The organism is Actinomyces urogenitalis (genome assembly GCF_002861525.1).
In the GTDB taxonomy this organism is placed as follows: Bacteria; Actinomycetota; Actinomycetes; order Actinomycetales; family Actinomycetaceae; genus Actinomyces; species Actinomyces urogenitalis.
The window spans coordinates 144,604-158,397 of sequence record NZ_PKHA01000005.1 but is presented as its reverse complement, the minus strand read 5'-3'; the positions used below and the strand labels follow the sequence as shown (position 1 = coordinate 158,397).

The window sequence follows — 13,794 nt, the reverse complement described above, 5'->3', positions numbered from 1 at the left end:
TCACCACCCTGACACGAAGAGAAGGAACCATGCCCACCTTCAAGCTCCCCTACGACCACGGCACCATCGAGGCCACGATCCCGGAGAAGAGCTTCGCCGGCCTCATCCAGTCCGGGGCGGAGGACTACCACAACCCGCTCACTGAGGCACAGACGGTCGAGAAGTCGCTGGACAACCCCATCGGCTCTCCCACGCTGGAGGAGCTGGCCCGGGGCAAGAAGGACATCGTCCTCATCTCCTCCGACCACACCCGTCCCGTCCCCAGCCACATCATCACCCCCATCATCCTGCGTCGTATCCGCTCCGTCGCCCCCGACGCCCGCGTGCGCATCCTCGTGGCCACCGGCTTCCACCGCCCCTCCACCCGGGAGGAGCTGGTGAGCAAGTACGGCCAGGAGATCGTCGACAACGAGGAGATCGTCATGCACGTCTCCACCGACGACGACGCCATGGTCAAGATCGGCCAGCTGCCCAGCGGCGGGGACGCCATCATCAACCGCATCGCCTACGAGGCTGACCTCCTTCTGGCTGAGGGCTTCATCGAGTCCCACTTCTTCGCCGGCTTCTCCGGCGGGCGCAAGGCCGTCCTGCCGGGCGTTGCCTCCTACAAGACGATCATGGCCAACCACTCTGGGGAGTTCATCAACTCGCCCCAGGCCCGCACCGGCAACCTGCAGAACAACCCCATCCACAAGGACATGGAGTGGGCCGCGCGCACCGCGGGCCTGGCCTTCATCGTCAACGTGGTGCTGGACGGGGAGAAGCACATCATCGGCTCCTTCGCCGGGGACATGGTCGAGGCTCACAAGGTCGGATGCGACTTCGTGCGCGAGCTGGCTTCCGTGCCGGCTGTGCCCTGCGACATCGCCGTGTCCACCAACGGCGGCTTCCCCCTGGACCAGAACATCTACCAGGCGGTCAAGGGCATGACCGCGGCCGAGGCCACCAACAAGGAGGGCGGCGTCATCATCATGGTCGCCGGCTGCGCCGACGGCCACGGGGGCGAGGGTTTCTACCACAACATCGCTGACGTCGCCGACCCCAAGGAGTTCCTCGACGCCGCGATCGCCACCCCGCGTCTGGAGACCATCCCGGACCAGTGGACCAGCCAGATCCTGGCCCGCATCCTGGTCCACCACCACGTCATCGTTGTGTCCGACCTGGTCCAGCCCAACCTCGTCACGGACATGCACATGGAGCTGGTCCCCACCTTCGAGCAGGCGCTTGCACGTGCCCTGGAGATCGAGGGACCTGACGCCAAGGTCGCCGTCATCCGCGACGGCCTGAGCGTCATCGTCCAGTAACCCACCCCACCACAAGCGCGGGTGCGTCCGGCAGACCAGTTCCCTGGCCGGCCCTGACCGTCCCCGGCAGCTCCCTGACTGGGCTGACCGGGCGCACCCGTCCCGACCCACCACCCTCACCCTTCCACCTCCAACCCACAGGAGTACCGCCATGTGGCAGCACCTTCTCTTTGAGTTCCTGGGAACCGGCCTGATGATCCTGTTCGGCGTCGGCGTCCACTGCGACGACGTCCTCAAGCGCACCAAGTACGCCGGTTCTGGTCACCTCTTTGCCATCACGACCTGGGCCTTTGGCATCAGCGTGTGCCTGTTCATCTTCGGCGGCGTGTGCATCAACCCTGCCATGGCTCTGGCCCAGGCCATCCTCGGCATGATCCCGTGGTCCTGGTTCGTGCCTTACGTCATCGCCGAGTTCCTCGGCGCCTTCGTGGGGGCCTGCCTGGTGTGGTTCATGTACGCCGACCACTTCCGCGCCTCCGAGCAGGAGGTGGACCCCATCAAGATCCGCAACATCTTCTCCACCAACCCCGGTGAGCGGAACCTGCCGCGCAACTACCTCGTGGAGGTCGTGGCCACCACGATCTTCCTCACCGCCATCTTCGCCGTGGCCAAGAACTACGAGTCCCAGCTGCCCATCGGCGTGGGCCTGATCGTGTGGGCCATCGGTATGGGTCTGGGCGGTACCACCGGATTCGCCATGAACCAGGCTCGTGACCTGGGCCCGCGCCTGGCCTACCAGGTCCTGCCCATTGGCAACAAGACGGACAACGACTGGGCCTACGGGCTCATCGTGCCGGGGACCGCTCCCTTCGTCGGTGCGGCGCTCGCGGCCCTGGCCGCCTCTGCCATGCACTTCGCCTGACCCTCACTGTCGGGTGACCGCTTCGTCGCTACTGTCCAAGGAGACCTCATGACCACGCTCTGGATCGATGCCACCGCCGGAGTTGCCGGCGACATGCTGCTGGGTACCTTGATTGACGCCGGCGCCCCGGTGGAGGGGATCCAGGCGGCCCTGGACGCCGTGGCCCCAGGAGCGATTCAGCTGCGGCGCGAGGAGGTGGTGCGTGGTGCCATGCGCGCCACCCATGCTCGCGTCATCCAGGTGGGGGAGCAGACGGTGGAGCGGACCTGGTCCGCGATCCGCTCGTTGCTGACTCGCGCCGCGCTCGCCGAGGTCACCCGACGTCGTGCCCTGGCTGCCTTTGAGCGCCTGGCCGTGGCGGAGGCCCATGTTCACGGGATGAGCGTGGCAGACGTCCACTTCCACGAGGTGGGCGGCCTGGACGCGATCGGGGACGTGGTGGGTGTGTGCGAGGCGCTGCGCCTGCTGGGAGTCGATGAGGTCGAGGCCTCCTGGGTCGCCCTGGGCAACGGCCGGATCAAGGCCGCCCACGGCCTCATGCCGGTGCCGGCCCCAGCCGTGCTGGAGCTGACCCGAGGCTGGCAGGTGCGCTCACTCCCGGGGGAGTACGACCCGGCGGCGCACCACCACTCCCACGACCACGGTCATACGCACGCGCACGACCATGCCCACGATCACGATCACGGTCATGGCCACGTGCACGACGCGGCCCAGGCCGGTCACGAGCACGCCCATACGCACGGGCACGAGGAGGGGCCGGCCGCCGTCGCCGACCGCCGCGATATCGGCGAGCTGGCCACGCCGACGGGGCTGGCGCTCATCCGGGCCCTGGCCTCACGCTGCACGGACATGCCAGCCGGTGTGCCCTCCGTGGCTGGCGTGGGCGCCGGCGGCAAGGACTTCCCCGGCTGGGCCAACGTGGTGCGGGCCGTGCTCACGGACACGACCGCGATCGCACCGGCTGACCGGCCCCAGGACGTCCCGGCAGGCGGGCAGGGGCAGGTGAGCTCCGCCGTCGGCCCTGACGGGACGACCCCCACGGTGCTCACCGAGGTCGCCGCCAACGTCGACGACCTCGACCACCGGCTCGTTCCCGGCGTCATCGACGCGCTCCTGGCGGCAGGCGCCGTCGACGCCTGGGCCACCGCCATCCACATGAAGAAAGGGCGGCCGGCCCTGACCCTGAGCGCGCTGACCGACGCCGGCCACCGCGACGCCGTCGTCGAGGTCCTGCTGACGCGCACCACGACGCTGGGCGTGCGTGAGACGGCCGTGACCCGCACGGTCCTGAACCGCACCTGGGCCACCGTCAGCCTGGACCTGCCCGGCGGGGCCCAGGCGCTGAGCGTCAAGATCGGTCACCGTGACGGGCGGATCGTCCATGCCCAGGCCGAGTGGTCCTCACTGGCCCAGGCTGCGGCCGCCAGCGGTCTGACCGAGCGCGACGTCGAGCAGCGTGCCGCCGCCGCCATCGTGGCCGCCGGGTGGGTCGCCGGTGCCCGGGTGCCTGCCGACCAGTCCTGACTCAGCCCCTCCAACCTAACCCGCCTGCGCACCAGAAAGCCATCATGACTCGTCCCAAGCACCTGCCCACGATCCTCGTCGTCGTCGGCGTCCACGCCCTGGCTGTCCTCTTCCTCGTCATCGGCCACGCCAGCGGTGCGATCCCGGTGGCACTGGCTGGCTTCGCCTACACCCGCGGCCTCCTCCACGCCTTGGACGCTGACCACCTGTGCATGATTGACGGCTCCACGCGCAAGCTGCTGGGCGAGAAGCGCAACGCCAACGGCGTGGGCCTGGCTTTCAGCCTGGGGCACTCCACGGTGGTGCTTGTGGCGGGCCTGGCGGTGGCGATGGGGGCCAGCTGGATCCGCACCGCTCTTGACCCCAGCTCACGCGCTGCCACGATCCTGGGGCTCACCGGCGCCGGGGTCTCGGCGGTCTACCTGCTGGCCGTGGCCGCGGCCAACGTCCCCAACCTCACCCACCACCACGACCTTCAGGGCCCCAAGGGCCCGTGGGCTCGCCTGCTGACCCGGCCGCTGTCCCACGTGCGCCACGCCGGACACATCTACCTCTTCGGCATCCTGTTCGGGCTCGGCTTCGACACTGCCTCGACCATCAGCCTGCTCATGATCACCGCCCTGGCGACCACCTCTGGAGCCAGCCCCTTCGTCCTCATGGCGCTGCCGCTGGCCTTCACCGCCGCCATGACGCTGGGCGACTCGGTCAACGCCAACCTCATGCTGCACGTGTACACCTCGGCCGCGGCCTCAACCCGCGCCCGCTTCAACACGGTGGTCACGGCCATCTCGATCTGCTGCGCGGTCCTGGTGGCCACCGGCACGGCCCTGGAGATCCTGGGCGAGGTCACCGGCCGTGAGGTCGCCTCCTTTGACACCGAACCCATCGGCTGGGGGCTGGTGGCCCTGGCGGTGCTGGGCACGCTGGCGATCGCCGTGGTGCGGCGTCGTCAGGCACGTGCCGCCCACGCCGCCGCGCACGCCGAGGTGGCGCGTCTGGCCTGAGGCAGCCCGCCGAGGGTGCGCGCAGGTGCGAGACAATAGGGGCCTGCCGCGGCTGCGCCGTCGGCCAGCGACCGCGAAGGAGACGCTATGACCCGCCAGTTCCACCGCCCCGCCCGGCTGGACCCTGAGGCTGCCGAGAACATCGAGGGCAGCCAGGACACCGCCGTCGCCTCTGAGCTCGCGCACCTGGCGGCCCAGGCGCTCATCGGCGGCTTCGCGACTGCCTCGGGAAAGGACGAGGGCGGCGCGCCGCACGAGGAGCTCACCGGTCCCCTCACCCGCGAGGGCGTGGTGCGGGCGGTGGCGAGCCACGGCGTTGACGACGTCGCTGAGCTGTGGGCGGACTCCCCGGCCACGACCCTTCCCGGCACCCTGTGGCGCCTGTTCCTGGTACGCGAGTGGATCCGGCGCGATCCGGCGCTGGTGGAGCGCCGTTATGCCACGACGGTGGACCTGACGGAGGCTGACGACGCCGCTACGGCACGTGCGCAGGCGGCCCTGGCCCAGGCCCAGCCGGCCCCCTCGCCCGCGCAGGTGCGTGAGGCGATCGACGCTGTGCTCGCGGGGCAGGTGGAGGGCTCGGTGCCAGCGATCGCGGGGCTGCTGCGCGTGGTGGCGCGGTTCTTGCGTGCGCTCGCGGCCGGCTCGAGCCCGGTGTGGATCGAGGACGACGCCGACGCCCTGGCTGACCGGGTGACGCGGCGTGACTCTGCGCTCCTGGCTACCGCAGCGGAGTTGGACGAGGCGGCGCGGCGCGCTGGGGCCGGCCTGCTCGACTGAGGCCTGGCTCCCCTCGCGTTCTCTGCGGCGCGACCGACCACCTACGTTGCGATGGACCACCTGTTGCGCCACCGACCACGGTAATCGCGCGAATCACGTGGTCGATGGCGCATTGCGTGGTCGGTGGGGGAGTGTGTGGTCGGTCGTTGGTGGTCGGTCGGCACATAGGTGGTCCGTCGGGGAGTGCGTGGTCGGAGGCGGAACTAGTGGTCGGGCCGTCGCGCTGGGCAATGTCGCCCGGTGTTCACCTGGTCGTGGGACCATGCCCCTATGACCACTCCCGACGCCGTGCCCGCGCCCGACCCTCAGGCCGCCTCCTCCGCCCCAGGTGCCGCACCCCTGTCCGCCTTCCTGGGCGGGTGGGCGCGTGCTCAGCAGAGCCGGCCCCTTCCTTCTCACGCCGCCGGTGGCGGTCCGGCCTCCCAGGTCCCCCAGGCCGACGGCGCACACGCCCAGGCCGAGCAGCCCCAGGACACTGTGCTGGATGAGGAGCACGTCTTCGAGGTTGCCGATCCGCGCGACTTCGCAGACGACGCCGGGCCCCAGTACGAGGACGAGGACTTCGACGCTCCCGGGGAGGGCGACGGCGTCGCGGCGGGCGCGCCCTCGGCTCGCCTGGCACCGGCCGAGGCCCCGGCAACCACCCCGGCTCCGGCTGAGGCGGAGCCGGCTTCAGCGCCGTCACCGGCGGCCGCCGCCCCGAGCGCCTCGGCCCCCTCGCCGCAGAGCCTGGTGCATGAGGACGAGGACCTGCCGCCTCTGGAGGACTTCCCCCACCGCTTCACTGACCGTGAGCTGACGTGGATGGACTTCAACGAGCGCGTCCTGGAGCAGGCCGAGGACCAGGACCTCCACCTGTTGGAGCGTGCCTGGTTCCTGGCGATCTTCTCCTCCAACCTCGACGAGTTCTACATGGTGCGCGTGGCCGGGCTCATGCGCCGCATCAAGGCCGGCATCACTCCGGTGCGGGCCTCCGGGCTGGACGCCCATCAGGTGGTCGCCGAGATCACCCGCCGCGCCAAGGAGCTCACGGCCCGCCAGGCCGCGATCTGGCAGGACGACATCCGCCCCAAGCTCGCCGAGCACCACATTGAGATCAAGAGCTGGCAGGAGCTGGACGAGGCACAGCAGGAAGGTCTCACCCGCACCTTCCGCCACCAGATCTACCCGGTGCTCACGCCGCTGGCCGTCGACCCCTCCCACCCCTTCCCCTACATCTCGGGTCTCTCCCTCAACCTCGCGGTGCTGCTACGCAACCCCAAGTCGGGCAAGGAACACTTTGCCAGGGTCAAGGTGCCGGCCTCCCTGCCCCGTCTCATTACGGTCCCCGGCCGCGAGCTCGACACCGTGGACAAGGCTGCGGGCGCGGCCTTCATCCCGCTGGAGGAGGTGGTGGGCCAGCACCTGGACCACCTCTTCCCCGGCATGGAGATCCTGGAGCACCACCTCTTCCGCGTCACGCGCAACGAGAACCTCGAGGTCGAGGAGGACGACGCCGAGAACCTCTTGGCCGCCATGGAGAAGGAGCTGGAGCGGCGGCGCTTCGGTGACTGCGTGCGCCTGGAGGTGGCTGACACCATCAGCCCCTTCGTGCGTCGCTACCTCGTGCGAGCCCTTGGCCTGCGTGACGACGACGTCTTCGCCCTGCCCGCCCCGCTGGACCTGCGCTGCCTCAACCAGCTCCACGACCTGGACGTGCCGGCACTGAAGTACCCGCGCTACGTGCCGGTGACGGCCGCCGGGCTCGGGGAGACCGAGACCGCGACCCCACGCGACGTCTTTGCGGCGATGCGCGAGCACGACGTCCTGCTCCACCACCCCTACGACTCGTTCTCGACCTCGGTCCAGGAGTTCGTGCGCCAGGCGGCTGCTGACCCCAAGGTGCTGGCGATCAAGCAGACCCTCTACCGCACCTCGGGAGACTCCCCGATCGTTGACGCCCTCATCGAGGCGGCCGAGGTCGGCAAGCAGGTCGTGGCGATCGTGGAGATCAAGGCGCGCTTCGACGAGGAGAACAACATCTCCTGGGCCCGCAAGCTGGAGCGGGCCGGCGTCCACGTGGTCTACGGCATGGTGGGGCTCAAGACTCACTGCAAGCTGCTGCTCGTGGTGCGCCAGGAGGCTGATGGCCTGCGTCGCTACTGCCACGTGGGCACGGGCAACTACCACCCCAAGACGGCCCGAGGCTACGAGGACCTGGGCCTGCTCACCACGGACCGGGACGTGGCCCAGGACCTGACGACCCTGTTCAACTTCCTGTCCGGCTACGCCCCTCGCGCCCGGTTCCGCCGTCTCCTCGTGGCCCCGCGCACGGTACGCAGCGGGCTGATCGAGCGCATTGACCGCGAGATCGAGAACAAGCGTGCCGGCAAGGACGCCTGGGTGAGGATCAAGGTCAACTCGATCATTGACGAGAAGACCATCGACGCCCTCTACCGCGCCTCGCGCGCCGGGGTCAGCGTGGACATCGTGGTGCGCGGTATCTGCGGCATCCGCGCCGGCATCCCGGGGCTGAGCGAGAACATCCGGGTGCGCTCGATCCTGGGACGCTACCTGGAGCACTCGCGCATCTACGCCTTCTGCAACGACGGGGACACCGACCTGTTCATCGGCTCGGCCGACCTCATGCACCGTAACCTCGACCGGCGTGTGGAGGCCCTGGTGCGTATCACCGATCCAGAGATGGTCGCGCACCTGACTTGGTTCGTCACCCACAGCGCCAGCGACGAGGTCACCAGCTGGTGGATGGAGCCGGACGGCTCATGGACCCGCCACGTCACCGGCCCTGACGGTGAGCGTCTGGAGGACATCCAGGACACCCTCATGTCCCTGGCCTCCAAGCGTGTCAAGGGCCGGGGCTGAGGATGGCTGAGAGCAAGAAGGCCGTCGTCCGGGCGGCCGGCGCGCTGGTGTGGCGCCAGGAGGGCAAGGACCTCCAGGTGCTGCTGGTCCACCGGCCGCGCTACGACGACTGGTCCTTTCCCAAGGGGAAGGTTGAGCCGGGGGAGTCCTTGCGCGCTTGTGCCGTGCGGGAGGTGGAGGAAGAGACCGGTGCGCGCATCGCGCTGGGTCAGCCCCTGTCCGCCCAGCGCTACAAGCTGGCCGACGGGCGCCGCAAGGAGGTGCGCTACTGGGCCGCCCGCGAGCTGGAGGGTGACTTCCCTGCGCTGACGGCACGCCAGGAGGTGCGTCCGGCCTCCCCGGAGGAGATCGACGACGTCGTCTGGCTGCCGGTGGGGCAGGCCCGCGGGCGGCTGACCCGCCAGGCCGACCGTGACCTGCTGGGCGAGCTGGTTGACCTGTGGGAGGACGACAAGCTTGACACCTGGACCCTGGTCCTGGTCCGTCACGCCCGGGCTGTCAAGCGCTCGGTGTGGAACCGTCCGCGCTCGCACAGCCAGGAGGAGGACGAGGCCACGCGTCCCCTCACCGCTGACCAGGGCGAGGTCCGAGCCCGCGCGCTGGTCGCCGTCCTGTCCGCCTATGGCGTGGCCAGACTGGTCACCAGTCCCTGGAAGCGTTGCTACGACACCCTGGCTCCCTACGCCGAGGCGAGCGGGGTGGCGCTGGAGACCGAGCCGGCGCTGACCGAGCACGCGCACGCCGCCCATCCCAAGCGCGCGCGAAAGGTGGCCGAGCGGGCTGTGCGGTTGCGCGAGGTCCCCCTGGCCCTGTGCCTGCACAGGCCGGTGCTGCCCACCATCATGGACGTTATCGCCGAGCACGCCCCGGGCAAGCTGCTGCGCTCGGTCCCCGACCGCGACCCGTGGCTCAAGACCGGCGAGATCATGGTCATCCACATGGCACGCCGCTCCCACGGCAAGATCCGGGCCGTGGCGATTGAGAAGCAGCGTCCGGTCCTGTCCGAAGGACGCTGAGGACCAGCGCTCCACGCCCCGCCACAGCGACGACGGCGCAGCCCCCGGCCAGCGTGAGGCGCTGCTGCGCCGTCGTCCGGGCGTGAGGGAGGGACGGCGTGTGTGAAGCCTCTCAGGAGTGTTTACCGACCGTTTACCTCGCCCACCCTCCCGGGTCACCCGGTCTCCCTATGTTCAGTCATGTCGGCCACCAGGTCGACGAAACTGCGGGCCGACCTGCACGGCGGCCCATTGGACTGAATGAGGACGGTCTCCAGTGCTTCTCACCCGTCGTAGCGCGATCTCTGCGCTCTCCGTCGCCGCTCTCGCCACCCTTGCCGCCTGCGGCTCGGACGCCGGCGGTTCCAGCTCGTCGAGCTCCAGCTCCACGGACTCGGCTGCGCCCGCCACTGACCTGACCGGTCAGATCAAGGGTGCCGGCGCCTCCTCCCAGGGTGACGCCCAGGACGCGTGGATGAACGGCTTCCTCGCCGCCAACTCGGGTGCCTCGGTCGAGTACGCCGCCGAGGGCTCGGGCGCGGGTCGCGAGAAGTTCATCGCCGGCGCGGTCGACTTCGCTGGCTCGGACTCCTCGATGAGCGAGGAGGAGCTGGCCAAGGTCGACGCCGTCATCGAGGTCCCGCTCTACATCTCGCCGATCGCGGTGGCCTACAACGTCCCCGGCTTCACCGGTGAGACCCACATCAACATGACCCCGGACACCATCGCCAAGGTCTTCTCCGGCACCATCACCAAGTGGAACGACGCCGCCATCGCCGCGGACAACGAGGGCGCTGAGCTGCCCGACCTCGACATCGTCGTCGTCCACCGCTCCGACGAGTCCGGCACCACGAAGAACTTCACCAAGTACCTGGGCAAGGTCGCGGCGGACGTGTGGACCTACGAGGCCGAGGAGACCTGGCCGATCGAGGGTGGCCAGTCCGGTGACGGCACCTCCGGCATGATCGCCACCATCAAGGGCGCCGAGGGCGCGATCGGCTACGCCGACGCCTCCAAGGTCACTGACGAGCTGGGCACCGTGGCCGTGGGCGCGAACGGCAGCTTCTCTCCCTACTCGGCTGAGGCCGCCGCCGCGACCCTGGACGCCTCCGAGCTCAGCGACAAGGCCACCGACACCCAGATCGTCTACGACATCAACTACACAGCCGAGGGTGCCTACCCGATCATCCTGGTGTCCTACCTCATCGCCCACCAGAAGTACGACGACGCGGACATCGCCGCCACCGTCAAGGGCTACCTGGAGTACGCCGCCAGCGAGGAGGGCCAGACCGCCGCCTCCGAGGCCGCCGGAAGCGCCCCGATCTCGGACGGCCTGCGCGAGAAGGTCCTGGCCGCGGTGGGCACGATCGCCTGACCCAGCTCCAGGCTCACGCTCGGGCCCCGTCTCTGCCGCAGGGGCGGGGCCCGAGCGCGGGACCAACCGGGGGTCGGCGCCGCCGTCGCCCGGACAGATCTCAAGGAAGGTCGTTGTGGCCACACGCAACCCAGACGCTACGGACACGGGCGTCGCCATCACCGCCGGCAAGGCTCCCGGGCGCACGGGCAACCGCGTCTTCTCGGTCCTGTCCTTCGGCGCTGGCATCTTCATCATGATCGTCCTGGCCCTGGTGACGATCTTCCTCTTCCGTGACTCCTTCCCTGCCTTCGTCGCGGACCAGGCGCAGCTGGACGAGGACGTGAGCTTCATGCGGGGCAAGAGCTTCCTCTCCTACGCCGCGCCGCTCATCTTCGGCACGCTGCTGTCCTCCCTCATCGCGCTGGCCGTGGCCGTTCCCTTAAGCATCGCCGTCGCCCTGTTCATCTCCCACTTCGCCCCCAGGCGCCTGGCACAGGGCCTGGGCTACCTCGTGGACCTGCTGGCCGCCATCCCCTCCGTGGTCTACGGCCTGTGGGGGTTCCTCTGGCTCGTGCCGCTGATGAACCCCATCTACCAGTGGCTGACCACCCACCTGGGCTTCATCCCGCTGTTCGCGGACTACCAGGCGCCGGCCAAGAACATCATGACCGCCTCGCTGGTGCTGGCCGTCATGATCCTGCCCATCATCACCGCGACCGTGCGCGAGGTCTTCCTGCAGACCCCCACCCTCCACGAGGAGGCATCCCTGGCCCTGGGCGCCACGCGCTACGAGATGGTGCGTCAGGCGGTGCTGCCCTTTGCCCGCTCCGGCATCATCTCCGCCTCCATGCTGGGGCTGGGTCGCGCCCTGGGTGAGACCATGGCCGTGCTCATGATCATGTCCTCCGGGCTGTTCATCAACCTCAAGATCCTTGCCCCCGGCCAGCACCAGACGATTGCGGCCAACATCGCCAGCCAGTTCCGTGAGGCCTTCGGGCTCTCGCGCGAGGTCCTCCTGGCCACCGGCTTGGTGCTGTTCGTCATCACCTTCCTGGTCAACTCCTTGGCCCGCTGGATCATCGCCCGTCGCGCCGAGTTCTCGGGAGCCAACTGACATGAGTGCACGCAACACTTCTCCCACTGCCGTCATCGACCCCTTGGCTGACCCCTCCGAGGTCTTCGAGGGCGTGCCGCTGACCTCCTACCGGCTGCCGAGCTGGTTCATCTGGGCGGTGCTCGGCGGCGTGTTCGTCCTCATCGGGGCGATCGGCATCCCGCTGGGGTGGTCGCCGGTGGCCATGATCGTGCTCACCGCGCTGGTCTGGGTCGTGGTGTCCACCATCGTGTCCTGGGTGCGTGAGGGCGAGCGCTGGGGCAAGAACACCTTGCTGACGACGCTGGTCTACCTGGCCTTCGCGATCGTCATGGTGCCCCTGGTCTCCCTGGTGTGGATGGTCGTGGTCAACGGATCGGCCCGTTTCAGCCCGGAGTTCCTGCTGACCAATATGCGCGGCTACTCCGAGGACACCGGAGGCGTCTACCACGGCATCGTGGGGACACTGGAGATCACGGGGCTGGCCACCCTCATCTCGGTTCCGCTGGGCATCTTCACCGCGATCTTCCTCGTGGAGTACAACGGCGGCTGGATCGCTCGGGCCGTGACCTTCCTCGTGGACGTCATGACCGGCATCCCCTCGATCGTGGCCGGTCTGTTCGCCTACTCCTTCTTCCTGCTGGTGGCGGGACCGCGTTACCAGGCGGGCATCATCGGCGCTATCGCGCTGAGCGTGCTCATGACCCCGGTCGTGATCCGTGGCGTGGAGGAGATGCTCAAGCTCGTGCCCAACGAGCTGCGTGAGGCCTCCTACGCCCTGGGCGTGCCCAAGTGGCTGACGATTATCAAGGTGGTGCTGCGCACCGCGATCGCCGGCATCACAACCTCAGTCATGATCGCGATCGCGCGCGTCATCGGTGAGACGGCCCCGCTGCTCATCACTGTGGGCCTGCCGCAGACCACGAACTTCAACCCCTTCAAGGGGACGATGGCCACCTTGCCGACCCTGGTCTACAACCAGTACTCCCGCGCGGACGCGGCGGCCTTCGAGCGTGCGTGGGCTGGAGCCCTCACCCTCATCATCATCGTCATGCTCCTCAACCTGCTGGCTCGAGCCGTGTCCTACTACTTCAGCCCCAAGGGTGGCCGGCGATGAGCACTCGCTCGCCACAGCCCACCGCCACCGCCTGACTCAAGGAAACCCAGTGTCTAAGCGAATTGATGTCAAGAACGAGAACATCTACTACGGCGACTTCCTCGCCGTGAAGGATGTCAACGTCACCATCGAGCCCAAGTCCGTCACGGCGCTCATTGGTCCCTCCGGCTGCGGGAAGTCCACCTTCCTGCGCACCCTCAACCGCATGCACGAGGTCATTCCGGGCGCTCGGGTAGAGGGCGAGGTGATCGTCGACGGCGTCAACCTCTACGGCCCGGGTGTGGACGCCGTGCAGGTGCGGCGGGCCATCGGCATGGTCTTCCAGCGGCCCAACCCCTTCCCGACGATGTCGATCGCCGAGAACGTCCTGGCCGGGGCCCGGCTGAACAACCGACGCATGAAGAAGTCGGAGGCCGAGGAGCTGGTCGAGCGATCGCTGCGCGGGGCCAACCTGTGGGACGAGGTCAAGGACCGCCTGGACCGTCCCGGCTCCGGCCTGTCCGGCGGCCAGCAGCAGCGTCTGTGCATCGCTCGTGCCATTGCCGTCAAGCCTGCCGTCCTGCTCATGGACGAGCCCTGCTCGGCCCTGGACCCGATCTCGACCCTCGCCATTGAGGACCTCATCCACGAGCTCAAGGCGGACTACACGATCGTCATCGTCACCCACAACATGCAGCAGGCCTCGCGCGTGTCTGACATGACGGGCTTCTTCAACCTGGAGGCCACCGGGCAGCCGGGCCAGCTGGTCGAGTTTGATACCACGGACACGATCTTCTCCAACCCGCACGAGAAGGCGACCGAGGACTACATCTCCGGCCGCTTCGGGTGATTCTCGGGCCTCACGCGGCTCTCGCTACCCCTTCGCCTTGTTTGCTACCCCGTAGCCGCGCGCTACC

11 protein-coding genes are annotated in these 13,794 nt (G+C 68.8%); all 11 read left to right on the top strand.

Annotation, left to right across the window (positions count from 1 at the left end; all coding sequences use genetic code 11):
* Window positions 1-29 precede the first annotated feature (29 nt).
* The gene (larA, locus tag CYJ26_RS06445) at window positions 30-1,304 is read left to right on the top strand and encodes a nickel-dependent lactate racemase (protein ID WP_034236432.1); all 1,275 of its coding nucleotides are present in this window, start codon (window positions 30-32) and stop codon (window positions 1,302-1,304) included.
* Between the two features lie 151 nt (window positions 1,305-1,455).
* Complete coding sequence (larD, locus tag CYJ26_RS06440; protein WP_024036705.1) at window positions 1,456-2,166, top strand: D/L-lactic acid transporter LarD; 711 nt, start codon at window positions 1,456-1,458, stop codon at window positions 2,164-2,166.
* A 48-nt stretch (window positions 2,167-2,214) separates the two neighbouring features.
* On the top strand, window positions 2,215-3,690 hold the full coding sequence (gene larC, locus CYJ26_RS06435) for a nickel pincer cofactor biosynthesis protein LarC (RefSeq protein ID WP_101638153.1): 1,476 nt from the start codon (window positions 2,215-2,217) through the stop codon (window positions 3,688-3,690).
* Window positions 3,691-3,734: 44 nt separating this feature from the next.
* Window positions 3,735-4,694, top strand: coding sequence for a HoxN/HupN/NixA family nickel/cobalt transporter (locus tag CYJ26_RS06430; RefSeq protein WP_101638152.1), 960 nt, complete (start codon window positions 3,735-3,737; stop codon window positions 4,692-4,694).
* Between the two features lie 87 nt (window positions 4,695-4,781).
* Window positions 4,782-5,474 carry a hypothetical protein gene (locus CYJ26_RS06425; protein ID WP_101638151.1) on the top strand — a complete coding sequence of 231 codons (693 nt, stop codon included), beginning with the start codon at window positions 4,782-4,784 and terminating at the stop codon, window positions 5,472-5,474.
* A 270-nt stretch (window positions 5,475-5,744) separates the two neighbouring features.
* Window positions 5,745-8,336 carry an RNA degradosome polyphosphate kinase gene (locus CYJ26_RS06420; protein ID WP_101638162.1) on the top strand — a complete coding sequence of 864 codons (2,592 nt, stop codon included), beginning with the start codon at window positions 5,745-5,747 and terminating at the stop codon, window positions 8,334-8,336.
* 2 nt (window positions 8,337-8,338) lie between these two features.
* Window positions 8,339-9,352, top strand: coding sequence for an NUDIX hydrolase (locus tag CYJ26_RS06415; RefSeq protein ID WP_101638150.1), 1,014 nt, complete (start codon window positions 8,339-8,341; stop codon window positions 9,350-9,352).
* 256 nt (window positions 9,353-9,608) lie between these two features.
* Window positions 9,609-10,706: a phosphate ABC transporter substrate-binding protein PstS gene (gene pstS / locus CYJ26_RS06410; protein ID WP_101638149.1), complete on the top strand. Its 1,098-nt coding sequence runs from the start codon at window positions 9,609-9,611 to the stop codon at window positions 10,704-10,706.
* A gap of 115 nt (window positions 10,707-10,821) precedes the next feature.
* Complete coding sequence (pstC, locus tag CYJ26_RS06405; RefSeq protein WP_006548239.1) at window positions 10,822-11,802, top strand: phosphate ABC transporter permease subunit PstC; 981 nt, start codon at window positions 10,822-10,824, stop codon at window positions 11,800-11,802.
* A 1-nt stretch (window position 11,803) separates the two neighbouring features.
* Window positions 11,804-12,898, top strand: coding sequence for a phosphate ABC transporter permease PstA (pstA, locus tag CYJ26_RS06400; protein WP_006548240.1), 1,095 nt, complete (start codon window positions 11,804-11,806; stop codon window positions 12,896-12,898).
* Between the two features lie 49 nt (window positions 12,899-12,947).
* A complete protein-coding gene (gene pstB / locus CYJ26_RS06395; RefSeq protein ID WP_006548241.1) occupies window positions 12,948-13,727 on the top strand; it encodes a phosphate ABC transporter ATP-binding protein PstB in 780 nt (259 codons plus the stop codon).
* Window positions 13,728-13,794: the final 67 nt, after the last annotated feature.